Genomic DNA, 24,858 nt, shown 5'->3' on the forward strand with positions numbered 1-24,858 from the left:
GGTCCCGAGGTGATGTTTGGCAGCGCGCCCCTGACCCCCGGTGAGTATGGCTGGACCCCGATCGGCGCAGTAGAGACCTCAGCCGGCTATGAGCTGGCGCTGAAGGACGCGGCCACCGGCCAGTACACGGTGTGGAATACCGATGCCGGCGGCAACGTCATCGACAACGCGATCGGCAACGTATCCGCAAGCAGTCCGCTGCTGGAAGTCACCGAATTGAGCTTCGGTCAGGACCTGAACGGCGATGGCGTTATCGGCATTCCCGGTGCCATCGAGTCCTCAGGCGCGACCAGCCTCGTCCAGGTCGGAAATCATTATGTCCTCGACAGCAACAGCACCGGGACCGGTCCCGAGGTGATGTTTGGCGGCGCACCTCTGGCCCCTGGCGAGTTCGGCTGGACGCCGACAGCCGTCGCGCAGACATCGACCGGGTATGAGATCGCCTTGAAGGACACGAGCAACGGTGAATACACCGTGTGGAACACCGACACCAATGGCAACGTCACCTACGACCCGCTCGGCGGCAACGTGTCGGGTAACAGCGTCGCGCTGGAATCGCTGGAGCCGAGCTTCCATCATGATTTGAACGGCGACGGAGTGATCGGTGTTCTAGTCGGGACATCCGCGACGACCAATCTGGTCCAGTTCGGGGACAATTATTTTCTCGACGGCAAAAGCACCGGGACGGGTCCCGAGGTGATGTTTGGCAGCGCGCCCCTGACCCCCGGTGAGTATGGCTGGACCCCGATCGGCGCAGTAGAGACCTCAGCCGGCTATGAGCTGGCGCTGAAGGACGCGGCCACCGGCCAGTACACGGTGTGGAATACCGATGCCGGCGGCAACGTCATCGACAACGCGATCGGCAACGTATCCGCAAGCAGTCCGCTGCTGGAAGTCACCGAATTGAGCTTCGGTCAGGACCTGAACGGCGATGGCGTTATCGGCATTCCCGGTGCCATCGAGTCCTCAGGCGCGACCAGCCTCGTCCAGGTCGGAAATCATTATGTCCTCGACAGCAACAGCACCGGGACCGGTCCTGAGGTGACGTTTGGCGGCGCGCCGCTGACACCCGGCGAGTTCGGCTGGACAGTGATCGGCGCAGAGCAGACATCAACCGGCTACGAGATCGCCTTGAAATATGCGGCCACCGGTCAGTACACGGTCTGGTACACCGACAGCAGCGCGAACGTCACCTACGACCCGCTCGGCGGCGCCGTATCGGGCAACAGCGTCGCGCTGGAATTGTTCGAATCAAGCTTCCACCAGGACTTGAATGGCGACGGAGTGATCGGCCAGGCGGTCCCGGCGGGCGGAGCGCTCGTCGCGCCCGGCTTCGCCAGCCAGTCGGTCGCGGTCACGATCGCGGGCCCGGGCAATGATACGTTTGTGTTCCACCCGGGCATCGGCGCGGACACGATCGTCAGCGCCGGAGCCGCCGATGCATTCGAGCTGGATGGTTTCTCGGTCACAAGCAATTCGGAGCTGGCCACGCTGCTGCATGAGGCGCAAGCCGGCCAGCCGCAATCCTTGTTCCAGTCCGTGAATGGCGGGCACGACACATCGATCGATCTCGGCAATCACGACGTCATCACTCTGACGGACGTCCGATTGGCCGATTTGCACGCCAACGATTTCATCATCCGCTAGACTGTGGTGAAGTCACGCGAACTGCGCGACCAGCAGCCGCCTCACCTCGCCGACCAGCGCAGGCTCGCTCGGCTTCGGCGGCAGCAGGCTGAACTCGGCGTCGGGCATCTCGGGCAATTCATCTGATACGAACCGCCGCGCGCCTGCAGGCACGGCCGATGCGTTGAGGCAGGTGACGCCAAGGCCGGCGGCGACCGCCATGTGAAGGCCGGCGACGCCCGAGGCCGTCAGCACAACGTCGAACTTGACCCTGTGCCGGTTCAGCGTGCGAATGATCGCGCGCTGCAGCGAGCAGGTCTCGGGCAGGGTCACCAGCGGCCAGCGAGTCGCTCCGGCGAATTTGAAGCCGTCATGCGCGATCCACGACACCGGCTCGCGGGCAATCAGGATCCTGCCGTCGTCGGGCGCCTTGCGGCGCCTGGCGCCTTCGACCAGCCGCATCGAGATGCCGATGTCGAAATCGTCGGGGTCCTCCTCGATCAGCGCACTCTTGCGCACCGAGACCTGCAGGCGCAAACGCGGATAGCGCGCACGGATCCGCGCCAGGATGTCGATGATCTGAGCCGGGCGGAAATAGTCGGTCATGGCGAGCCGCAGCGTTCCTGCGATCTCGATGCCCTGGACGTCCTGATAGGCGAGTTCGGACATGCCGAGCAGCTGACGTGCATGCTGCAACAGCCGCTCGCCCGCCGGCGTCGGATGCGCGCCGCCCTTGCCGCGCACCAGCAGCGGACGGCCGCAAGCATCCTCAAGCTTCTGCATCTGCTCGCTCAGCGCAGATTGCGAGCGGTGCACCCGGCGCGCGGCCGCGGTCAGGCTGCCGGTGTCGCAGATGACGACGAAGGTGTGCAGCAGATCAAGATCGAGGCGCATGGTCGTGATCCATCGGAAGTTCCGATGGATTGTACCACATATTCCCGCTTTTCCGAATGATATAAGTGGCTAGCCTCGGCTCAGGTCAACACGACGAATGGAGAGAGCAATGCCCGGACTGAAGCTGACCGTGTCGGGAACGCCCGACGAAGCATTGAGCCGCCGCCTGGCCGCCGAACTCACCACCCTCACCTGCACGACGCTGAAGAAGAAGCCGGAGCGCACCATGGTGCAGGTCCGGTATCTGCCGCACGAGCACTGGTTCATCGCTTCGCGATCGCTCGTCGATCACGGCAAGAACTCGTTCCGGCTCGAGGTGACCATCACAGAGGGAACCAACACGCGGGACGAGAAGTCGGTCTATCAGAAGAAGGCCTTTGCGCTGCTGTCGGAACTGATCGGCAATCTGCACCCGCATTCGAACGTGCATATCATCGACTGCGGCGCGATCTCCTACGGCTATGGCGGCCTGACCCAGGAGTACCGCTATAACCACGAGGCGGCGTGACGCATGATCGTCGAGATCGTGCGCTTCGACCTGCCGCCGGGCACCACGCGCGACGACGCGATGGCGCTTTATGAGCAGAGTGCGCCGGGCTGGCTCGACAACCCGGACCTTGTCGAGAAGTACTACCTGTTCGACGCGCAGCGCTGCGAGGGCGGCGGTATCTACATCTGGCGGTCACGAGCCGCCATCGACCGCTGGCACGGCACCGACTACATCAGGATGGTCGCTGCGCGCTACGGCTCCGCACCCCGGATCGAGATCATGGAGGCCGTGATGCATCTCGACCCGGCGCGCCGGAGCGCGACCCGGCTCGAGATGTCGGGATAGCTCATCGTACAGGCCCGATCCCCGGTCCGCCGCTCCAAGGGCTTGCGGCCGGGATTTCCGGCCATTTGGGATGCCAAACTGCCCGCTTTGTTGCATTGCGGTATGGCGAATGCTGCTATGCAAACAAACGCATTGTTCGTGGTATCTGGTATACCTAAATACGTCCCAGACGTTGGGCGGGCACATTGCCGGCCCCAAGACCGAAAGGGACACAGATGTCCAAGACCACGACCATCGCACTCGCTCCATCAGCCACCCTGTTCGCCCGCCTGCTCGCGACGGTTGACCGCCTTCTGATGAAGAGCGCCGAGATCTCCAACCGCAATGGCGACCTGCCCCGCCCCGGCTTCTGAGCTCGCGACGCGACCGGCACCGATCGTCATCGCGTTGCCGACCCCTTGCCGCTGCGGCTTTGCGACGCACCGCCTGAAACTGTACTTTTGACCAATGGCCCCGATCTTCGGGGCCATCTTTATTGGTGGAGGATTTACTGGCGGCGATATCAAGGGCGTAGGCTCCGCCCTGCAACGCGGTGACAAAAAGCGCCCTGGCGCGTTCGTTTCCCACATCGCGAGAAACCGTGCCTTGGACGCCAGTTTTGCTGCGGCGCAGCGTCGGGACAGGCTTGCTTTCTGGGATATAGTATACCAACATCCGCACAGCGCTTGTGACGATAAGACAGAATAATAGCGACACACGGTCACAAGAAGAAACGCGCGCTCGGGAGGACTTGATGGTTTCCAGCAATAGTGCCGTCACGCAAGCTCAACCTTCGTCCAGCGGCTTCCGCTGGCTGCAACTCGCCATGGGCATCGTCTGCATGGCGATGATCGCCAACCTGCAATATGGCTGGACGCTGTTTGTCGATCCGATCGACGCCGCGCACCACTGGGGCCGCGCGGCGATCCAGCTCGCCTTCACCATCTTCGTGGTGACCGAGACCTGGCTGGTGCCGGTCGAAGCCTGGTTCGTCGACAAATACGGTCCGCGCATCGTCGTCATGTTCGGCGGCGTAATGATCGCACTGTCCTGGCTGCTCAACTCCTACGCCAACAGCCTCACGCTGCTCTACGCGGCCGCCGTGATCGGTGGCATGGGCGCAGGCGCGGTGTACGGCACCTGCGTCGGCAATGCGCTGAAATGGTTTCCCGACCGCCGCGGCCTCGCCGCCGGCGCCACCGCCGCCGGCTTCGGCGCCGGCGCCGCGATCACGGTCGTGCCGATCGCGAGCATGATCGCCTCGAGCGGCTATCAGGCTGCGTTTCTCAACTTCGGCATCGGCCAGGGCGTGATCGTATTCGCGCTCGCTTTCTTCATCCGTCCGCCCACGGTGGCGATGCCGCCGAAGAAGAAGCAGCTCAATCTGCCGCAGACCAGGATTGACTTCACGCCGCCGCAGGTGCTGCGCAGCCCGATCTTCTGGATCATGTATCTGGTGTTCGTGATGGTTGCCGCCGGCGGCCTGATGGCGGCGGCGCAGATCGCGCCGATCGCGCATGACTACAAGATCGCCAGCACGCCGGTCACCCTCGCCGGCTTCCAGATGGCGGCGCTGACGTTCGCGATCTCGCTCGACCGCATCTTCGACGGCTTCGGACGTCCGTTCTTCGGCTGGGTCTCCGACAATATCGGCCGCGAGCACACGATGTTCATCGCCTTTGGCACGGGCGCCCTGATGCTGCTGACGCTTTCGACCTGGGGCCATAATCCGCTGGTATTCGTGCTGGCGACCGCGGTCTATTTCGGCGTGTTCGGCGAAATCTACTCGCTGTTCCCGGCGACCTGCGGCGACACCTTCGGCTCGAAGTTCGCGACCACCAACAACGGGATGCTCTACACCGCGAAAGGCACGGCGTCGCTTCTGGTTCCGGCCGCCAGCATCGTTGCGACCACTTACGGCTGGCACGCGGTGTTCGTGATCGCGGTCGCACTCAATGCCACCGCGGCACTGATGGCGGTGTTCGTGATCAAGCCGCTGCGGCGCGCCTTCATACACGGCAACGAGGTTGCCGCGGAAACCGCTGCCACGACGAGCGCCGAGACAAATGCCAAGATAGCCTGATTCCTTTCCTCCTCTCCCTGACCTGGCTCGAGGCGCACTTCGGTGCGCCTCTTGCTTTGGTGTCGTCAAGGTATGCCAGATACAAGGAATGCCGCCTGCGCTCCATCAGTGTTTGCCATGGGCGTCGCCCGGCAAGGCCGAAAGCGTCAGAATTCCTGCCTTTTCGTGCGATTTTTTATCGTCGATGCTGGCCTCTATCGTGTTGACAATTGGTATTATGTATACCAGACTTCAGGCATCGATAACCCCCAAGGAGGTGGCCATGCAAGTCGGAGATATCCTGCGCAAGAAAACCGCCCGCGTCGCAACGGTCCGCATGAATGAGACGGTCGCGATCGCCGCCCAGCTGATGCGCTCCAGCAATATCAGCGCGCTCGTGGTCAAGGATGTCGTTCGCACCGAGGGCAATACCGCCGTCGGCATGTTCACCGAGCGCGACGTGGTGCGGGCGATCGCCCAGTACGGTGCGGCAGGCGCCGGCATGCAGGTGTCGCAATTCGTGTCCGTGCAGCAGCTGGTGTCCTGCAATTCGACCGACACGCTCGAGCACGTCCGGCACCTCATGAACAGGCACCACATCCGCCACGTGCCTGTGATCGACAATTACAGCCTGATCGGCGTCGTCAGCATGCGCGACATCTCGGCGGCGTTCGACGAAGAGGCAACTGCCGCCGCCACCGTGTTCGCCGCCTGATCCCTAACCGCGCCGGCATCTTCTGGAGCTGCATTTCCAGCGACGACGGCACCGCAACGCTCCATATCAACACCTGTCGCAAGGCAGGCGCTCGCAAACCTGCGCCGGAATCGTGCGCGCCAACATCATCTGGGAGGGCGCATGGCCCGCAACGTTCTGATCCTCGGCGCTTCGTATGGCTCGTTGCTGGCGACGAAGCTTCTGATGGCGGGCCACAACGCGACCCTGGTCTGCCGGAAACAGACGGCGGACCTCATCAATCGCGACGGCACCGAAGTTCGCATCAAGCTTCGTGACGAGGCGACCCACCGGTCGATCGTCTCGCGCGACCTTCCCGGAATCCTGGACGCGGCCGAACCCGCCGACGTCGATCTCTCCCGCTACGATCTGGTTGGCCTTGCGATGCAGGAACCGCAATACGCGAGCCCTGCGATTCAGCTTCTGATGAACAAGATCGCAGAGGCGAAGCTGCCTTGCCTTTCGATCATGAACATGCCGCCCCTCCCCTATCTCAAGCGGATCCCGGCGCTGGCGAAGATGGATCTGGAGCAGGCCTATGCCAATGCTGCGGTCTGGGAGCGGTTCGAGCCGGGCCTGGTGTCGCTCTGCTCCCCTGATCCGCAGGCCTTCCGTCCGCCGGACGAGGCGGCGAATGTTCTTCACGTCGGCCTGCCGACAAACTTCAAGGCTGCGCCATTCGCGGACGAGACCCACAATCTGCTGCTTCGGGAGCTGGAAGCCGACATCGATGCAGTGAGGCTGGATGGTCAGGACGTTCCGGTAAAGCTCAAGGTGTTCGATTCGATGTTCGTCCCGCTGGCCAAATGGTCGATGCTGTTGACGGGCAATTACCGCTGCATCACGCCGCAGGAGCCGCAGTCGATCCGCGACGCGGTGCACGGCGATATCGATCTCTCGCAATCGATCTATCGCCATGTCGATGCCATCGCCCAGCGCTTGGGCGCCGATCCCGCCGATCAGGTGCCGTTCGAGAAATACGCCAAGGCTGCGGAAAGCCTTCTCAAGCCCTCGTCGGCAGCAAGAGCGGTTGCGGGCGGTGCACCTGCCATCGAGCGCGTCGACCTGCTGGTGAAGCTGATCTCGCATCAGCTTGGCGTTCCCAATGCCGAGATCGACCGTACGGTGCAGATCGTCAATCAGAAACTGAAACAGGGCATCACGACAGGCGAAACCGGCGCGCCGCGAGCTGTTCCGGTTGCGGCGACGTAGAGCCTGTCGGCTCCGGATTTGCCCTCCTGCGTTTGCGCATGGGCCCGCCGCCCTTGCAGGATAGACTTTTGCCCGACAGGACGGCATCCTCCCGCTCGAAACTTCCATAACAACCGTGCGCGGCTGTCCGCGCCACGGAAAATTCGAGCGGAAACCGAGGGCAGGATGATCACAACACGTTTCACCGAGATGTTCGGCGTCGACCACCCGATCGTGCAGGGCGGCATGCAATGGGTCGGGCGCGCCGAGCTGGTGGCCGCCGTCGCCAATGCCGGCGCACTCGGCATGATCACCGCACTGACCCAGCCGACACCGGACGATCTGCGCAAGGAAATCGCGCGCTGCCGCGAGCTGACCGACAGGCCGTTCGGCGTCAACCTCACCATCCTGCCCGCGATCAAGCCGCCGCCCTATGCGGAATATCGCCAGGCCATCATCGAGAGCGGCATCAAGATCGTCGAAACCGCCGGCAACAAGCCGCAGGAGCATGTCGACGAATTCAAGAAGCACGGCGTCAAGGTTCTGCACAAATGCACCAGCGTCCGTCATGCACTCTCCGCCGAACGCATGGGGGCCGATGCGATCTCGATCGACGGCTTCGAATGCGCAGGACATCCCGGCGAGGATGACACGCCCGGCCTGATCCTGATCCCGGCCGCCGCCGACAAGGTGAAGATTCCGATGATCGCCTCGGGCGGCTTCGGCGACGCCCGCGGCCTCGTCGCCGCGCTCGCGCTCGGCGCCGAGGGCATCAACATGGGCACGCGCTTCATGTGCACCAAGGAGAGCCCGATCCATCAGCTGGTGAAGGAACGCATCGTCGCCAATGACGAGCGCGAGACCGAGCTGATCTTTCGCACGATGCGCAACACCTCGCGCGTCGCCAGGAACGCGATTTCGACCAAGGTCGTGCAGATGGAGAAGGAAGGCGCCAAGTTCGAGGACGTCCGCGAGCTCGTTGCCGGCGCCCGCGGCAAGATGGTCTACGCCACCGGCGATGCCGACGAGGGCATCTGGTCGGCCGGCCAGGTGCAGGGCCTGATCCACGACATCCCCTCATGCGCCGAGCTGATCTCGCGCATCATGCACGAGGCGGAGGCGATCATCCGCTCGCGGCTCGAGGGCATGATGTCCGGCGGCAAGCGCCAGGCTGCCGAGTAACGACGCGAAAATAGCTGCCCTCGTATTGCCATGGCAGCCGGCTTCATGAGGCCGGCTGTTTTCTGACGGGAGTTTGCATGCGCCTGTTCGCGTCGACCGTTGCGGTCGCCCTCTGCCTGTCGGCATCGCTGGCCAATGCGGCCGGCCTCCGACTGATCAAGGTGGAGACCGACGGCGCCCCGCCGATGCAGGTCGCCGTGTGGTCGCCCTGCGCCGCGCCCGCAGGCGAGGTGAAACTCCGCACCATCACGCTGCCGGGGACGACGGATTGCCCCATCGCTGGCGAGAAGTTGCCGCTGATCGTGGTGTCGCATGGCTATGGCGGCAGCTTTACCGGACACCATGACACCGCCGAGACGCTCGCGGATGCGGGCTTCGTCGTGGTCGCCGTCAATCATCCGGTCGATACCGGGGCCGGCGACAAGACCCGGGCCGACACGCTTGCCGTACTGACCGAGCGCCCCGCCGACATCAAGCGCGCGATCGACTACATGCTCGACACCTGGCCCGAGCGCGCCAGGATCGATCCCGGCGAGATCGGCTTCTTCGGCTTTTCGCGCGGCGGCTACACCGGCCTCGTGGTCGCCGGGGCCGATCCCGATATCCGCAAGGCCACGGCCTTCTGTACGACCGGAATTCTTTTGCCGAGCTGCGCCGAGTTGCAGCGGGGCGAAATCCCGACGCAGCCGCCCGTCCATGACCCGCGGGTCAGGGCCATGGTGGTGGCCGATCCTGCGTTCGGCCCGCTGTTCGATCGCGACGCGTTGAGAGACGTCAAGATACCGGTACAGCTCTGGGCCTCCGAGCTCAGCGGCGAGGACAGGATCACCGAGATCAACCCCGGCTACGTCGCTGCGATCGACGACGAGCTGCCGGTCAAGGCGGACTATCACGTCATCCGCAATGCCGGACATTTCGTCTTCCTGGCGCCCTGCTCTGCGGATCTCGCCGCCCGGCTGCCGAGGATCTGCACGGATCCGCCGGGCTTCGATCGCGTTGCCTTCCACAAGGAATGGAACGCTGACATCCTCGCCTTCTTCCGCAAGCATCTGGTGGAAGCCCGTCAGCCGTAACGAGCAATCGAGCACGCTCGGCCAATCACAGCCGGAGAGAACATCATGAAAGCGTATGTGTACGGGGCCAGCGGCCCGGAGATTACCGACGTTGCCAAGCCCGCGCCGAAGGGCACGCAGGTGCTGGTCAAGGTGCATGCCTGCGGGCTGAACCGCGCCGACCTCGGCATGACCAAGGGCCACGTCCACGGCTCGGCCGGCGGCGCCGGCACCGTGCTCGGCATGGAATGGGCCGGCGAAGTCGCAGAGCTCGGTCCCGATGCGAAGGGGGTGAAGGTCGGCGACAGGATCATGGGCTCGGGTGCCGCTGCGTTTGCCGAGTACACGCTCGCCGATCACGGCCGGCTGTTCCGCGCGCCCTCCAACATGAATTTCGACGAGGCCGCCACGCTCCCCGTCGCGCTGGCGACCATGCACAATGCGGTCGTCACCAACGGCGCGCTGCAACCAGGCGAGAGCGTGCTGATCCAGGGCGCCAGCTCCGGCGTCGGCCTGATGGCGATGCAGATCGCCAAGCTGAAAGGCGCAAGGCTCGTCGTGGGCTCGTCGACCGACGCGACGCGCCGCGGACGGCTGAAGGAGTTCGGCGCCGATCTTGCGATCGACTCCTCCAATCCGGCCTGGGTCGATCAGGTGCTGAAGGCGACCGGCGGCCAGGGCGTCGACCTGATCGTCGACCAGGTCTCGGGCAAGGTCGCCAACCAGAACCTGGCGGCAACCAGGGTCAAGGGCCGCATCGTCAATGTCGGCCGCCTCGGCGGCACCCATGCCGATTTCAACTTCGACCTGCACGCCGCGCGCCGCATCCACTATATCGGCGTCACCTTCCGTACCCGCACCATCGAGGAGATTCGCGAGATCTTCGACGAGGTCAGGAAGGACATCTGGCCCGCGGTCGAAGCGCGCAAGCTGCAGCTGCCGATCGACAAGGTCTACAAATTCGCCGACATCGGCGCGGCGTTTGCGCACATGGAAGCCAACAAGCACCTCGGCAAGATCGTGGTGACGCTGTAGCCGGCTTCCGACTTCGATGAGGATCGAGGCGCGGCGATGCAAACCGATCGCTATCGCACGCCATACCGCGCGAAGTCGTCGGCTATGCCGTCCCGGATCGTCTTTGCGGTTGCGATATCGGCAGTGCCGTGAGCTTCGTCGCCCCGCTTGAGCCTGGCGAGCCCGCGACCATAAAGCGCGCTCGCCAGCTTCGGATTCAACCGAAGCGCGGAATCGTAATCGTCGATCGCCGCTGGAATCCGGCCCATCTTCAGGTAGATCAGGCCGCGCGAGTCATACGCCGCAGCGTTTCGGGAATCCGACTGAAGCGCCTTGTTGCAATCCTCCAGCGCCCCCTGCAAAACGCCGAGCACGGCACGGGTCCAGCAACGCCCGTTCCACACACCTTCCAGGCTGGGCTCGAGACGAATTGCTTCATCATAATCCCGCGCCGCGCGAAAGTATTCGCCCTTCTTCAAGTAGGCCTCGGCGCGGTTGGCGAAGGCCTCGCCGTAACCGCGGTTGAGTCCGATCGCGCGGTCGAACGCCTCGATCGCGAGATCGTATTCGCCTTTCTTCAGGAAAGCTACGCCGCGATTGTTGAGCGGCTTGGTGTAGTTCGGATCGAGCTTGATCGAGCTGTCGAAATCCTGAATGGCGCGGTCATAGTCGCGCTCGGCGGCATAGGCGTTGCCACGGTTGTTATATGCAATCGCCAGGCCGGCCGCCGTCATGTCCTGGCGCGCGTCGATGAGGGCCGTGCAACCATTGATGCGAGCTTCGAACGGCGTGCGATTCACCCCGTTGCACAGCTCGACATTGTGGAGATTGCCGTCCCGTTGCCGATCTTGCGCCAGCGCCGGCGAAGCCAGCAGCAGCACGACCAGAACCGCCGCCAGGCCCTCGATCGCCCCCGTCACTGCGCGAATGTCCATATCCAGGCTTCCCGATGCCCCGCGCTCGACCTCAGCACCCGCGACAGATGTTGGGATTGAATGTGCGGTCGATCTTCTGCTCAGGCTGCTGCGTCGCCGGCGCCCTCGCCCTTTTTACGAGCTTGCTTTTGCCCTCTTCAATCAGCGTGGAAAATCGGACCGTTCCGTCGTCAGATATTTCGATATGCGGCGTGGTGCCGCGAATGCCCATCGTCGCAACGGGAGTGTCGATCTTCATGTCGCCGGTCTTCGCGATGTTGCCGGCAACGAAGGTGAACGTTCCCTTTGTCAGGCTGAGCAAGCTCGAGTTTGACTTTCCGTTGGGGTCGTAGACGAAATCGTTCATCACCATGCGGGCGTTGCTCGACAGGTTGAACGAAGTGCCATCGGCAAAGTTGATCCCGACCCGGCCGCCCGCTCCGGTCACGACCACGTCGTTCAAATAGACGAGATCGCCAACCTTGGTCGCTGCATCCTGACTCGAAGCATTCGCCTGAACGACGACTGCATTCTTGTGTTCGATCGTGACCGAACCGGAGACGGTCACGACCCTGCCGATCGGCTTTGCGGACGCATCCTGAACGGCGGGTTGAGCAGAATTGGTTTGCGCTCGCGCCGGGGGCAACAGACTTGCCATCGCCAGAACGAAGCTTGCCGCCAACGCGCTCATCCAGTGCATACGCATGATCCCCTCCCCCTTCGAGAAGATCTTGTCGTCTGGCTGCCCGATGCAGATTGAATCAGATGGCCATGACGGCAAAAAAAAGCATTGCAGCCAAGCTCGCGCCCGAGCCTCGCCGTTTAATTCACGAGTGGACATTTCGGTCGTTAACTATACTATAATTTTGACGGGATCGCACTCGCGACAGAACGACAGCAATGCTGTCGGATCGGCGAAGGCGGATTTCTATCGCTGCAATTTACGATCGAAATTGAATTCCATCGGGATGTTTCGGCGGGCAAGCGCAAGGCTGCCAGCGCCAAGATGAATGACCTCGTGGCGAGGGCAGGCCAAAGCAAGAAGACTGCGGTAGCGCGCCGAGCCTGAGTTACCTGGCAGGCGAGGTTGAAGCCAATGTTAGTTGTGTCCGGCGTTGAGTCCGGGGACGCGAGCACGGCCGCTTTGGGCCAGCTCCACCCGGCATTGGGCGATGTCATCGGCAACATTCTGACGGCGATCGGTCACGGTACCATCCGGCGTGCGAACGGCACTCCCGTTCAGGTCTTGGCTGGCGATCCTGTTTGCCCGGGCGACATGATCGAGACCGCGGCGGACGGACGGATCGAAATTCGCTTCATCGACGGCACCGCATTCAGCCTGTCCGGCGACACTAGCGTGGTGGTCGGCGGACCCGCGCGGAATTCCACCATTCCCCTGCGTTCGACCCTGATCGAGGTCACCAGGGGTGCCTTCGCTTTCGCCGGCGGCGAATTGGCGAACACCGACCCGCTGACAGTGGAAACGCCTTTTGGCAGCATCCGCAGCCGGACCCAGGCCAGCGGTTTCGCCATGCTGTCGCTCGCGGCACTGACCTTCTCATTCGTGAAGGAAGCCTTGGCCGCGGACCCGGACGTCACATTCCTTGATGACGACACCATCACATACAAGGAGCTGCATCACGGCGTATTCGAGCTCACGACCAAGGAGGCGAACCCGCGACACATCATTGTCGAGGACCCCGGAGAGACCGTCGTCCTGAGCAGAAGAGGGTCCTCGGTCAGCGTGGATACGGTCGCGAACACGCCTGCCCAGATGCAGGCGTTGCAGATGGCCCAACAGGCCGCGCTGGACAACTACGCGAAAGGATGGGGATCAGTCGGCTCGAGCACGCCTCCTTCCCTCAATCCGGGGGACCTGCTGCAGCCCATCAATTTTTTTCAGCCTGACCCCATCCACCCGCTGAATCTGCTTCCTCCGCTGCAAACGGCGATCTTCCAGCCCATCGAGGTGGGTCAACCGACGCTGGCAATCACGAGCATCGGGGGACAGATCGACGTCGCCGGCGACGACATCATCAATGCTGCCAAAGCTGACGCCGGGATCGAGATCGTCGGCGCAACGACCGGTGTGGCGAACGGGCTGATCGTCAAGGTCTTCATCATCGATGGTTCCGACAACATTGAATTCAGCGGCACGGCCATCGTGAGCAACGGCAGCTGGGCGATTGTACTCAGCCCGGAGGAAGCCAAGGCGCTGGTCGACGGCATCTACACGCTGAAAGCGGACGTGACAAACCAGTTCGGCAACACGGCGGAAGCCTCGCAGCCGATCAGGGTGGACGAAACCCCGCCGACCATCGCGATCGACCCCGTTGCGAGGAGCAACGTCGTCAACGCCGAAACTGCCAGCGCCGGGTTCACCATCGTCGGCACGGCGACGGATGCGGAGAACGGGCAGCCGGTAACGGTCAGGATCATTGATAGCTCCGGCAACGTCGTCGATACATTCGTCACCAAGCTGACCGACAACACCTGGTCAATCAACGTCACGTCAGCCGAAGCCAAATTGCTGCATGACGGCAGCTATACGGTGACGGCTGATGTCTCGGACTCGGCCGGCAATCCGGCGCCGGAAGCCACGCAAGTCATCAGGGTCGACGAGACGCTGCCGACGGTGACCTGGTTGCCGCAGGCGGAGAGCGGTGTCGAGGGTGCGGCGATCGCGCTGGGTACGATCGCTGCGAGCGCAAGCAGCCTGCCAGGCAACAGCGTGCAGTCGCTTGTCGTGAGCGGCATTCCCATTGGGGCGGTCCTGACCGACGGCACCAACAGCTTCGTGGCGACGAGTGACGACACTTCGGTCGATGTGAGGGGCTGGACGCTCTCGAATCTGAAGATCACCCCGCCGAACGACACCAATTTCACGCTGACCGTCACCGCGACCGACCAGGATGCCAACACGTCGAGCGCGAGCGAACTGGTGACTGTCACCCCCCTGGCGCCCACCCTCAATCCGGTCGCCGCGCAGGGCAACGAGAACACAGCGATTGCCCTGGACCTTGGCGCGACGGCACAGAGCCTGCTGGGCGACGCGTCGCCGAACCACCTCGCCGCGCTGCTCGTGAGCGACATCCCGGTGGGCGCCACGCTGACTGATGGCAGCGGCCACAGCTTTACGGCAACCGCAGGGAACACCGCGGAGGATGTGGCCGGCTGGAACCTGTCGAGCCTGACGATCACGCCTCCGGCAGAATTCGAGGGCAACTTCACGCTGGCGATTGCGGTGAACGAGCGCGACCCGGAAGGCGATCTCAGCGCCACGGTGACGGCAACCGTGCTTGTGAAAGTCAACCCCGTCGCCGAGCCGCCGACCATTAGCGCACCGCCGACGCTGACGCTCAACGAGAACGCCAATGGCGTGACGATTGCCGGGGTGAGCGTCGGCCCGCTGGCGGAAGACAGCGACGACACGGTGAGCGCGACGCTGGCGGTGTCGCATGGCATTCTGCATGTCGCCGGCCTGGACGGCGTGACCGTGACTGGCGATGACAGCGGGATGCTTACCCTGTCGGGGAGCGCCGCGCTCGTGAATGCGCTGCTGGCGCAACTGACCTATACGCCGACCACGGAGTACGAAGGCTCCGACGCGCTTCGGATCTCGGTGGCGTCGAGCGACGGCTCCAACACCTACCCGGGGCTGGCCACCGCCACGACCGTGATCACGGTGAACCCGGTTGCCGAGCCGCCGACGGCTTGCGCACCGCCGACGCTGACGCTCAACGAGAACGCCAATGGCGTGGCGATTGCCGGGGTGAGCGTCGGACCACTTGCGGAAGACAGCGACGACACGGTGAGCGCAACGCTGGCGGTGTCGCATGGCATTCTGCATGTCGCCGGCCTGGACGGCGTGACCGTGACCGGCGATGACAGCGGAATGCTGACGCTGTCGGGAAGCGCCGCGCTCGTGAACGCGCTGCTGGCGCAACTGACCTATACGCCGACCACGGAGTACGAAGGCTCCGACACGCTTCGGATCTCGGTGTCGTCGAGCGACGGCTCCAACACCTACCCTGCGCTGGCCACCGCCTCGACTGCGATCACGGTGAATCCGGTCGCCGAGCCGCCGACGGTAAGCGCGCCGGCGACGCTGACGCTGAACGAGAACTCAACCGGCGTGGCGATTGCCGGGGTGAGCGTCGGACCGCTGGCGGAAGACAGCGACGACACGGTGAGCGCGACGCTGGCGGTGTCGCATGGCATTCTGCATGTCGCAGGCCTGGACGGCGTGACCGTGACCGGCGATGACAGCGGGATGCTGACGCTGTCGGGAAGCGCCGCGCTCGTGAACGCGCTGCTGGCGCAACTGACCTATACGCCGACCGCGGAGTACGAAGGCTCCGACACGCTTCGGATGTCGGTGACGTCGAGCGACGGCTCCGACACCTACCCGGGGCTGGCCACCGCCTCGACTGCGATCACTGTGAATCCGGTCGCGGAGCCGCCGACGGCAAGCGCGCCGGCGACAATCACGGTCGTCGAGCACGATGACGGGGACTTCGACAATGACGACAAGGTGCGACCGATCCAGATCCAGGGTGTCGTTGCAGGTCCGGCCGCTGAAGATGCCGACGATACGATCAGGGTCCTGCTGACCGTGGCACACGGGACATTGGCGGTGATCGCCGTGGCGGGAGTCACGGAAATCGCGAATGGCTCCGGATATCTGACACTTTCGGGGACGGCGAGCGAAGTCAACGCCGCGCTGGCCAGCCTGGTCTACACGCCCACCGAGGGCTTCTTCGGAAGCGACACGCTGAATGTAACCGTGACGTCCATCGACGGCACAGATATCTACCCGACGCCGGCGACCGCGGTGACCGCAATAACCGTCACCACGGAGTCCGAGTCGTTGATCGTCGGCGGGCCTGCGCCAACGCTCGATTGGAGCGACGCGGCCAACTGGAGCGCTGGCGTCGTTCCTACCCTGACCATCAGCACGTTCATCGGTGCCTCCGCCCTGTACACGGTCATCATTGACGACATCGCTCAGGCGGCGTCGCTGACGATACCGCACGGCTCGGCGATGACGAATATCACCGCCAGTGGAACACTGCAGCTTGCCGGCAATCTCGATGTCAGCGACTCGGGAAAACTCGAGAACGACGGAAGACTGGAGGAAACCGCCAGCGGCACCTTCATCGGGCCTATCATCAACAACGGCACGATCATCGTCGATCAGGCCGTCAACCTCGACGTGACAGGCACCATCACCGGAAACGGGAAGTTCTCGATCGGCAGCGGGGGCACGCTCGAGTTCGCCGCCGGCAGCAAGGTTGCTCCGGGCACGACCGACAGCCAGACCATCTCCTTCGAGCAGGGCGCGGGCAAGCTGATCATCGATGACTGGGGGAAATTCGCAGGCGTCATCACCGGCACCGACATCGGTACACAGCTCACGTCGACCGATTTGATCGATCTTACACAGCTTCCCTTCGTCGGCGGAAGCATGTCCGTGTCGGTGTCGTACAATTCCGGCACCAACGTCAGCACGATGACCTTCAGCGACGGCAACGGTGCGAACGACGTGACGCTGCATTTGTCCGGGAACTACACCGGCACCGCCTGGACGTTCACGAGCATCAACGGAGGTGCCGGCACCGAGATCAGCGACCCGCCGCCGAATTCCGGCACCATCACCGGTCACATCGCGGTTGCCACCGCTGCCGTGACCGCGGCGAGCGCGCTGCCGGCTCCCCAGACCCTCGCGAGTCCGCTGGCCAGGCTCACGGGCGATGGCAGCCCCGCCGCGACGACGACGGCGACCGGTCTCTGGGTCCCCACGCCCGGCAGCGCCGGCACGGCAAGCACGCTCGGTACCGGCAACACCCTGGCCGGCATGATCATCGTCGGACTCGGTGCGAACCTGCCCACTGGCGGGAGCGACACTGTCTTTCATTCGCATGCGGCGAATTCCAGCGCGACCGGGTTCGACACGATCACGAATTTCGTATCGGGGTCCGACAAGATCGATCTGACCTCTTTCGGCTCATTTTCCTCCACTATCCTGACTTTGTCCCCCGGAAGCACGTCAGTGCCGGCGCACACCATCGCCTGGCTCTACGACGGCAATGCCAATCAGGCGCTCGTGTATGCCAATCCGACCGACCACGCCGTAGGCATCGGCGACTCCAGCCTGGTCGCCATCCACCTGCCGGGCGTGGCGAACCTGCACTCGTCGGATTTCGCGCTCGCCACGACGACGGCTGCGCCCGTGGTCGTATCTGGCGATCCGATCGATCACGCCGCCACGACCCACGACGATGCAGTGACCAGCGCAAATCATGCGTCCGGCACGACGAGTACAACCCAGGCTTCGCCCGATACGAAGGTCAGCTACGACGCGCCCCTCGCCGACGGGGATAACACGACGCAAGCAGCCAGCATCCCCACAAGCTTCGGTGCCATCGATGGCCCGGCAATGGCTCTGCCTGGCGGACTGACAGTTGAACTGACTCAGATTGCCATGACGGCGCTGATGCAGCCCGGCTTCACCTTTGATCCGAAGCCGGCGTTCGACAATGCCAATCCGACGCCGGTCGCGTTTACAGCCGTGAACAGCGACTGGTTCGCGCCGTCCTGGAGCGATTGGAATGACAATCCGGACACGAGCCCGAAGAACGGAGGTCATGACGCCTCGCACGCCGGGGACGTGGCGAATGCCGGCAACAGTCACGCCCATGATGCCGATGCAGACGCCGTGCCTGACGCAGCAGCGCCGAAAACGTCTACAAACAGCAACGGCAACGGCAAGAGCGAAGGCCATGGCAACAAGACGCCGGCAGATGACCATGGTGACGGCAATGGCAAAGACGGCAACCATCACGCGATGGCAAGCGACGCCAGCGGAAACACGACGCCGCAGCATCGCGGCGAGGCATCCCCTCCGTGGCAGCATAAGTCCGTGACCACGTCGAACCCCGAAGGGCCGGCGATCAACGACGCTGCAAAGCCCAACGAGCCGCCGACCTCGAAGGGCCACCACGGCGATGCTGCCGTCACTCACGGGTCCCAGGTAAATCCGGAAGGAGGCGAGGCCTCCGGTTCGCCTGACAAAGCCTTTATCTTCAAGGACGCGATTTCCAACTCGAAAGGTTCATCCGTCACCGACCTCGCACAGTTCGATGCAACTCCTGCGCCTTCCTTCGACTACAAAGGAAATGTTCCGATCCTGGCATCGCATACGGAGGATGCCATCGGACTGTCTCCGCACGATCAGCACTCGAACCATGGCGCAAGTGTCCACGTGCCGCACGATCTGATCATATGACCCGGCCGGCGCCGACGCTTCTCGCGGCGGTAGCGGGCATTGTGAGTTGGGCTACTCGTCCGCCGTAGCTCGAAGAGCGATGGCAGACCGCTGTCGCCCCCACCGCCAATCGCCGGCGGCACCGACGGTTACCAATCGTCGTAGAGCCACTCCCTTGGGATGCGAGGCGGCGCTCTCGCATATGGCGGCTGATATGTCCGCTGGGGCTTGCGCAGGATTGGAGAAGGCTGTGCCGGAGGCTGCTGCGTCGGAGGCAATACCGTCTTCTGCTCGGAAACCTTCGCGAGCGCCCGTTTTATCTCTTCCTGGCTCGCCTTGAGGTCCTGGATGGCTTTGGAGCTCTCGCGGGCCGATTGTTGCTGGTCTGCCTTGAGCTGTTCAATGTTTCGCTGCACGTTCGCGAGATCGCGCGCAATGGCTTGCAGCAGCTCGGTTTGATCGGGAAGCGCTGCATTGGCGGTCGGCGCGGCGTTCTGCGTTGCGGTCGGAGCCACGGGCGGCGCCTGCGCTGGTGCGACCTCCGCCGCGGCAACTTGAACGGGAGATGGCGCGGGCTGTGCAGGAAGCGGCGGATCAACTGGCGGCGACGATGGAGTTGAAACGAACTGCGGCACCCAGCGAGCGACAACCAGCTTGGCCCTCCCGCCATAAGACGACTGCGAGGCCAGCGCGGCGCCGACGATGAACGCTGCCAGCGACAGGCCGGCGAGCACTCGTAACATCGGCCTTCGAGACGGTGCGCGTGGTTGAGGTGCGAGGGAAGGAGGGCCGGATTCGACCGGGGGCGGGTCAGATCCGACCGAGGGCGGGCCGGATTCGACCGAGGCCGGGTTAGATCCGGCCGAGGGCGCGCCAGACCCGGTCGAGGCAAGGTTCGGTCCAGCCGAAGGCGGGCGCGCGGCATCGCGCTCCATTTTTGCAAGCTGCTCACTCAAACGCGTGAGCTCTTCATCAGCGCGCGCGATTTGCTTGTAGGCCTCCGCGAGTCGTTCATCGGCGCGCGCGGTCAGGGCATCGCTCGATTCAACCGCGTGCGGAGTGGGTGTGGAGTTCATTGGCCCTTCCCTGTTCCGTCCAATGTCATCCAAGACTGCCGCATCGGCTGTCCGTCACCCCAGCACCCCGTTCAGTCTTGTCCAGAGAAGAGGATGATAGCGCGCCTGATATCTCGTGATAAGCACGATCGTCCTCCCGCTTTGGCGCGGAAGACCGGCCCCCGGCGAGGCGGAGGTCAGGCCCGCAACTCCGCCGAAAGCGGACGTAGAGAGCGCTGGTGAGGCAATCGGCTTCGATGCTCCAACCGCGGTCACGAAATCGGCTCGCCGCTGCCGCCAATATCGTGACCGCAAACGGGGGGCTTACCGACGCACCCCAACGCGATTGACGCCGCCATTCATATTGCCGCCGGCGTTATGGCGGACCGCAGCGCGCGCCACCGGCCGCGGCCTGAGCACGACACCGGCCCGCGCGACGCATCCCGCCGGATAGCCAACATACGTGCAGTAAATCACGGCCTCTGCCGGTGCTGGACAGAGTGTTACGCCTGCAAGCCCAAGCATGAGGCTGGCTGCAATTCCCGCAACTGTCACTGAGCCGGTCGAAAGCTTCTTCGTCGGATGCATGTGGTCCTCCTCAACGTGCGCGAACCGGAAGGTGATGGGACGGCGCTCCAGGCGCGATCAGGTCAACTATCGTCAGCGGCACGGGGTGCGTGATCTTGACGCAGATCAATACAGGGTACGAAGTCCGGTCGGGATTCAAATCCGCGGAGCACTGGGGCTGACGACGAAAAACTGAACCTCGCCAACGCCGCGCGGCACAAACTGCATAGTCCGCACAACAGCGTGCACACGATTACTGAAAAACCAAAACTGTTGCATCCCTGGCACACGTCGTCGGCGCCAAATCGGCTAGGCTCCGTGCTGGAATGGGAATGCAAGCAAGACCTTTGCAACACAGTTAGCGGCCGTCGTCCGGGCAGTCATTGCAACGACGCCGGGAGGGGACAATGCGATGAAGAAACTGTTGATGGGTACTGCAGGTTTGATTGTGCTGGGGATGGCAACTCCCGCATCGGCTGCCGATATGGCCGTCAAGGCGCCGCCACCGGCCCCGCTTCCCGTGATCTACAACTGGAGCGGCTTTTACATTGGCGCCAATGGCGGTTGGGGTGAAAGCCACAACTGCTGGGACTTCATCACCGCAGCCGGAGCAGTGGTCGCTGACGGCTGTCGTGATCGGTCCGGGGGTGTCGCTGGCGGTCAGATCGGATATCGCTGGCAGACCGGCGCCTGGGTGATCGGCCTCGAAGCGCAGGGCGACTGGGCCGACCTCAGCAACATACGCCAAAGCGTGATTGCTCCGGCATTCCTGACCCGCGTCAAGACCGACGGGATCGGACTCTTCACCGGGCAGATCGGGTACGCGTGGGATGCGGCACTGCTCTACTTCAAGGGCGGCGCGGCGGTCACCAGCAACCACCTTGACATCATCTCCAACGTGACCGGAGCGGACGTGGCCTCGGCAAGCGCGACCCGCTGGGGCGGCACCGTCGGCGTCGGGCTGGAATATGGCTTCGCACCGAACTGGTCGATCGGCGGCGAATACGATCATCTCTTCATGGGCAACGCCAACAACTCGTTCTCCGTCGTCAATCCAATCGTCGCCGGAGCAGCCAATCGGATCAACCAGGACGTGGACATGGTCACGATACGCATCAACTACCGCTTTGGCGGATACGCAGCGCCGGTTGCAGCGCGGTACTGATCGACTGGTGACCTACAGCAAACCAGAAAGCCCCGGGGATCCCCCGGGGCTTTCTTTTATCCTGCGATCCGCAGACCGGCGCGCATGCGAAATCACCTGCTTCATCATGCGCCGTTGCGCCGACTTCACTGACAAACGTACTCGTGGCCGTCAGCCATCTTCGTCATCGTACCGGGTTCGCAGCTGATGCCGTTGATCGTCTTGTAGTCGGCCCAGCCGGCATAGCCGTAGTACGGACTGATCCCATGGTAGGCGCGTGCCGGATAGTAGGGCTGGCCGAAGTGCGGATCGGTCTGGGCAGCATAGGCATTGCCCCAACCGCCAGTGCCCCATCCGGTATAGGCGGGCGCGGTTGCGGCGACCGCGGTGGCCGCTGCCGCAGCGGCTACTCCCGCGCCATAGCCGTAGTGGTGATGATGCCCGTAGCCGTATCCGTAAACGGCGCGGCGGTTGTGGCGACGGGCAACGCCCGCGACGCTCATGGGCGTCAGCGGTCGGCCGACGCGTGCCTGGGCGCTTTCGACTGATGCCGAAATGCCGCCCTGCTCAGACCAGCTGATGGAGAGCAGTGCCGCACACGCGAACGTCGAGAGCGCAATCGCAGTATTCCTGACAATCCTCTGCGTCATGTCCAATCTCCAGCGTTAGGTAGTCCATGGGTCCACCCCAATTCAGTGATCCGATATCATGGCCAACGCCATGAGCGCGGCTGAAAGAAACCCGCTGCCCATCGCCATCGCTCTAAAGAAGGCTTCACGCTCCAGTGCGGCGACCAAGCGGCGCTTGGCTGTCGTCACCCAGAGCACAACCGGATGCCTTCGCAAAATTCCGCATGCCGACGTAGCTTTGCCGGAGACGTCAAGCTCCCGTTTAGGTGATGCGGGCTGCCTGCCGTGTTTCAATGCGACATTCTGCGTGCCGGATGCGGGCGGCACGCGGCCGCCAAACTGCGATTGTGCGCCGGCTGGAGGTACGAGGTCGCGCGTAGGGACGACCGGACTGATTCCGGAGGTCCCGTGCAACCGGCACCCAATGTTGGCCCCCGGCGTACGCATGACAATTTTCCTCGCAAGAAGTATGCACCCGCGACAATAATCCTGCCAGCAATTTTCAACTGCGACCCCAATTGGCACAGACTGCATGTCGTCGAGGCAATGGTCCCGACTGATTTGTCACTTGGCATTCAGCCCGCAGGCGGATTTCATAAAGTTGTCGTCGAATGGAGAGGGAGGCGACGATGTTGATACTGACATCTCGTGAAAAGCAGCACCGCGAGATCGCCATGCAAATCGGCGGCACGCTGCAGCACGTCAGTGCCCAGCGCGAAACGACCCCGCTCGTTCGCTTCGATCACGAGAACACTTGATCCATGTCAAAGGCGTTGAGGTTATCGAGTAAGACATTGGTGCTCGACCGTGCGCACCTCAGAGCGATCTTGCCGACTATAGCCGCTTGACGCGATGCCATGAGCCACGCTTCAGCGGGAATCCCCGCCCGAACCATGAAGCCCGGCAATGTGCACAATCGCCAATGGAGCGATCCATGCCAATGGCGCGATATTTCCTCTTTGTCGGCGGAGCGATGCTTGCGCTCCTGCTCCTCTTGGGCGCCTATCTGCCGAGTCCGTCGGTGACAGAGCGATCCAGTTCCGCTCACCCTTCCATCCGCATCCATTCGATGGAGAAGCTGCCCGACCTTGTCGTGTACGATACGAGCCGGCCGATCATGGTTCCCGAGCAAGTCGCGCAGGTTCCTGATCCAGCCGCTGCCCCTGCCCTTGCCCCCGCCGCAGCCCCAGTCGGGATTGCCGACGCGTCGCCGGGAAATCGGACGGCATTCGCCCAGATGCAGCAATCCGTTGCCGAACGGCCAAAGCTGTCGGCCCCCAAGCCGAAGGCGGCCAAGCCGCCCCACGAGCACGCGCATGCAAGGAGACACGCGCCGTCATATTACTGGCTCTATGCAGAGCGGCGACCGCGATTCGGGTGGTTTGACAGCTATGTCTGGTGACCAATTACCTGATGGCGATCGATGGCGGCGGTCTCGTCGCGCGGACCTCGACCGCAACAACAGCCGGGATTTTCCCGTGAATGAAATCGTTGATGCTTAGGACGAAAAAAAGGAGGAGCACCATGATCCGGCTAATCGCTGTTGCAAGTCTCGCCCTGTCCATTGGAGGAGCCGCACAAGCCATGACGCCCGCGCCGCCTCCTCAGATGGACGAAATGGTCACCCAGGTGGCTGTCGGCTGCGGTGCGGGTAGGACGCGCGTCAACGGTGTCTGTGTCGCAAGAACGACCATTCGACACACTCGCCGAGCCGCTCGCCGCTGCGTGCGCTGGCACGGAGGCGCTTGCGCTTTGTACGAATAAGCCGCTTCGGGTCCGAGACCCGGCGTCGGCGCGCGAAGAGCACGCGCAAAGGCAATGGCCCCAACGCCAATCAGACGTCGGGGCCATTCGAGACCGTCGGGCCGGTTACATCCGCCGACCTTCGGATCCAAGCACGCTGATTACAGCACTCGATCTTGAGCAAGATGTGGCGGTCGTGCGGCGTTGAGGTGATCACCTTGCCGGAAACGGCTGGCGGCGAGCTCACGCTTGCCAGCAAAGACGCCATGCAGAAATTCGAATCCATCGTCGCCCTAGGCCACGAAGCGCAGCGAACAGTTCGCTGCCAAGCGTGCGGCATCGACGACCGCCAACAAAAAAGCCTGCCTTAGCGGTCGCTCTCCCCGATGGCCCTCAAGATCAGTTCGCGATGCTCGCGCATGACCTGGAGGTTGGCCTCGTACACCCGCATGGTTTCCTCCGCGAGTTTCGTTTCGTGGCCATCGCGACGCAGGTCTTCAATGATGGCGGTTTGATCCCTGATGATGCGCTCGGCCCTCGCTACGTGTGTATCGGCAACAGACAGATGTTGCCGCTCGATGGATCGCCGCTCGCGGGCTGCCGTCGTTTTCCTCTCGATAGCCAATCGCATCCGGCTATCGTCGGGCTGCGGAGAGGACGGCTTGTTGGTCTCACGATGCGGAATTGTCGAAACATGGGGTTCAGGATTATCCGTGAGCACTTTGCGGCCCAGGGCGACGGCAGCCCGCGCCAGCGCCAAATGTCGAGCCTCCTGCATTTTATCGAGACGGAAAAAGCCGAAAGTTGGCGACAACATCTTGGCGCCCCTGTGTTGCGGGCGGGGCGCAACCCGGTCCCCCAGTGACCGGCGCTGCAGAACCCGGTACCGCCGGTTATGATGACATTTTACCGGGATTTGATCCGCCGAATAGCGGGAATCGGCTCGCAAAACCGGGCGGCCGCTGATTTGA

At 63.3% G+C, this 24,858-nt stretch carries 21 protein-coding genes and 1 pseudogene; 15 read left to right on the forward strand and 7 right to left on the reverse strand.

The window, feature by feature from the left end; translation table 11 throughout:
• Positions 1–1,647, forward strand: a pseudogene (locus tag JQ586_RS33465) (hypothetical protein); the annotation flags it as partial.
• Positions 1,648–1,659: 12 nt separating this feature from the next.
• Here the strand turns inward: JQ586_RS33465 and JQ586_RS33470 are convergent.
• Positions 1,660–2,520 (reverse strand): LysR family transcriptional regulator, encoded by an 861-nt coding sequence (locus tag JQ586_RS33470; RefSeq protein ID WP_212398904.1) that lies wholly within the window; start codon positions 2,518–2,520, stop codon positions 1,660–1,662.
• 109 nt (positions 2,521–2,629) lie between these two features.
• Between JQ586_RS33470 and JQ586_RS33475 the strand changes: the two genes are divergently transcribed.
• From JQ586_RS33475 to JQ586_RS33515, 9 genes are all read left to right on the forward strand, one after another.
• Positions 2,630–3,028: a tautomerase family protein gene (locus JQ586_RS33475; protein ID WP_212398905.1), complete on the forward strand. Its 399-nt coding sequence runs from the start codon at positions 2,630–2,632 to the stop codon at positions 3,026–3,028.
• A gap of 3 nt (positions 3,029–3,031) precedes the next feature.
• Complete coding sequence (locus JQ586_RS33480) at positions 3,032–3,355, forward strand: hypothetical protein (RefSeq protein WP_212398906.1); 324 nt, start codon at positions 3,032–3,034, stop codon at positions 3,353–3,355.
• Positions 3,356–3,570: 215 nt separating this feature from the next.
• The gene (locus JQ586_RS33485; RefSeq protein ID WP_212398907.1) at positions 3,571–3,708 is read left to right on the forward strand and encodes a hypothetical protein; all 138 of its coding nucleotides are present in this window, start codon (positions 3,571–3,573) and stop codon (positions 3,706–3,708) included.
• Between the two features lie 380 nt (positions 3,709–4,088).
• A complete protein-coding gene (oxlT, locus tag JQ586_RS33490) occupies positions 4,089–5,417 on the forward strand; it encodes an oxalate/formate MFS antiporter (protein WP_212398908.1) in 1,329 nt (442 codons plus the stop codon).
• A gap of 262 nt (positions 5,418–5,679) precedes the next feature.
• A complete protein-coding gene (locus tag JQ586_RS33495) occupies positions 5,680–6,111 on the forward strand; it encodes a CBS domain-containing protein (protein WP_212398909.1) in 432 nt (143 codons plus the stop codon).
• Positions 6,112–6,252: 141 nt separating this feature from the next.
• The gene (locus JQ586_RS33500; RefSeq protein ID WP_212398910.1) at positions 6,253–7,341 is read left to right on the forward strand and encodes a ketopantoate reductase family protein; all 1,089 of its coding nucleotides are present in this window, start codon (positions 6,253–6,255) and stop codon (positions 7,339–7,341) included.
• 165 nt (positions 7,342–7,506) lie between these two features.
• Positions 7,507–8,502 carry a nitronate monooxygenase family protein gene (locus tag JQ586_RS33505; RefSeq protein WP_212398911.1) on the forward strand — a complete coding sequence of 332 codons (996 nt, stop codon included), beginning with the start codon at positions 7,507–7,509 and terminating at the stop codon, positions 8,500–8,502.
• Positions 8,503–8,579: 77 nt separating this feature from the next.
• Entirely contained in the window at positions 8,580–9,575 is a 996-nt protein-coding gene (locus JQ586_RS33510; RefSeq protein WP_212398912.1) for a dienelactone hydrolase family protein, read from the forward strand.
• A 45-nt stretch (positions 9,576–9,620) separates the two neighbouring features.
• On the forward strand, positions 9,621–10,589 hold the full coding sequence (locus JQ586_RS33515; RefSeq protein ID WP_212398913.1) for a zinc-binding dehydrogenase: 969 nt from the start codon (positions 9,621–9,623) through the stop codon (positions 10,587–10,589).
• A gap of 50 nt (positions 10,590–10,639) precedes the next feature.
• Here JQ586_RS33515 and JQ586_RS33520 read toward each other — a convergent pair whose 3' ends face one another.
• Both JQ586_RS33520 and JQ586_RS33525 read right to left on the reverse strand, forming a co-directional pair.
• Positions 10,640–11,503 (reverse strand): tetratricopeptide repeat protein, encoded by an 864-nt coding sequence (locus tag JQ586_RS33520; RefSeq protein WP_212398914.1) that lies wholly within the window; start codon positions 11,501–11,503, stop codon positions 10,640–10,642.
• A 31-nt stretch (positions 11,504–11,534) separates the two neighbouring features.
• Entirely contained in the window at positions 11,535–12,182 is a 648-nt protein-coding gene (locus JQ586_RS33525) for a FecR domain-containing protein (RefSeq protein WP_312017051.1), read from the reverse strand.
• A gap of 396 nt (positions 12,183–12,578) precedes the next feature.
• Here JQ586_RS33525 and JQ586_RS33530 point away from each other — a divergent pair, with 396 nt between their 5' ends.
• Complete coding sequence (locus JQ586_RS33530) at positions 12,579–18,770, forward strand: Ig-like domain-containing protein (protein ID WP_212398915.1); 6,192 nt, start codon at positions 12,579–12,581, stop codon at positions 18,768–18,770.
• A gap of 128 nt (positions 18,771–18,898) precedes the next feature.
• Here the strand turns inward: JQ586_RS33530 and JQ586_RS33535 are convergent, their stop codons facing one another.
• Both JQ586_RS33535 and JQ586_RS40810 read right to left on the reverse strand, forming a co-directional pair.
• Positions 18,899–19,825: a hypothetical protein gene (locus tag JQ586_RS33535; RefSeq protein WP_212398916.1), complete on the reverse strand. Its 927-nt coding sequence runs from the start codon at positions 19,823–19,825 to the stop codon at positions 18,899–18,901.
• Between the two features lie 303 nt (positions 19,826–20,128).
• The gene (locus tag JQ586_RS40810) at positions 20,129–20,392 is read right to left on the reverse strand and encodes a hypothetical protein (protein ID WP_249148512.1); all 264 of its coding nucleotides are present in this window, start codon (positions 20,390–20,392) and stop codon (positions 20,129–20,131) included.
• Positions 20,393–20,783: 391 nt separating this feature from the next.
• Here JQ586_RS40810 and JQ586_RS33540 point away from each other — a divergent pair, with 391 nt between their 5' ends.
• Positions 20,784–21,536, forward strand: a complete 753-nt coding sequence (locus tag JQ586_RS33540) for an outer membrane protein (RefSeq protein ID WP_212398917.1) — start codon at positions 20,784–20,786, stop codon at positions 21,534–21,536.
• A gap of 125 nt (positions 21,537–21,661) precedes the next feature.
• Here JQ586_RS33540 and JQ586_RS40815 read toward each other — a convergent pair whose 3' ends face one another.
• Complete coding sequence (locus tag JQ586_RS40815; RefSeq protein WP_249148513.1) at positions 21,662–22,165, reverse strand: hypothetical protein; 504 nt, start codon at positions 22,163–22,165, stop codon at positions 21,662–21,664.
• Positions 22,166–22,773: 608 nt separating this feature from the next.
• On the opposite strand from JQ586_RS40815, the gene JQ586_RS41235 reads away from it, so the two are divergent.
• From JQ586_RS41235 to JQ586_RS33555, 3 genes are all read left to right on the forward strand, one after another.
• Positions 22,774–22,902 (forward strand): hypothetical protein, encoded by a 129-nt coding sequence (locus JQ586_RS41235; protein ID WP_283815512.1) that lies wholly within the window; start codon positions 22,774–22,776, stop codon positions 22,900–22,902.
• A 164-nt stretch (positions 22,903–23,066) separates the two neighbouring features.
• Positions 23,067–23,546 carry a hypothetical protein gene (locus JQ586_RS33550; RefSeq protein WP_212398918.1) on the forward strand — a complete coding sequence of 160 codons (480 nt, stop codon included), beginning with the start codon at positions 23,067–23,069 and terminating at the stop codon, positions 23,544–23,546.
• Between the two features lie 517 nt (positions 23,547–24,063).
• A complete protein-coding gene (locus JQ586_RS33555) occupies positions 24,064–24,258 on the forward strand; it encodes a hypothetical protein (RefSeq protein ID WP_212398919.1) in 195 nt (64 codons plus the stop codon).
• Here JQ586_RS33555 and JQ586_RS33560 read toward each other — a convergent pair.
• The gene (locus tag JQ586_RS33560; RefSeq protein WP_212398920.1) at positions 24,255–24,704 is read right to left on the reverse strand and encodes a hypothetical protein; all 450 of its coding nucleotides are present in this window, start codon (positions 24,702–24,704) and stop codon (positions 24,255–24,257) included. The genes JQ586_RS33555 and JQ586_RS33560 overlap by 4 nt on opposite strands.
• Positions 24,705–24,858 lie beyond the last annotated feature (154 nt).

This window comes from Bradyrhizobium jicamae (assembly GCF_018130215.1).
Taxonomy (GTDB): domain Bacteria; phylum Pseudomonadota; class Alphaproteobacteria; order Rhizobiales; family Xanthobacteraceae; genus Bradyrhizobium; species Bradyrhizobium jicamae_A.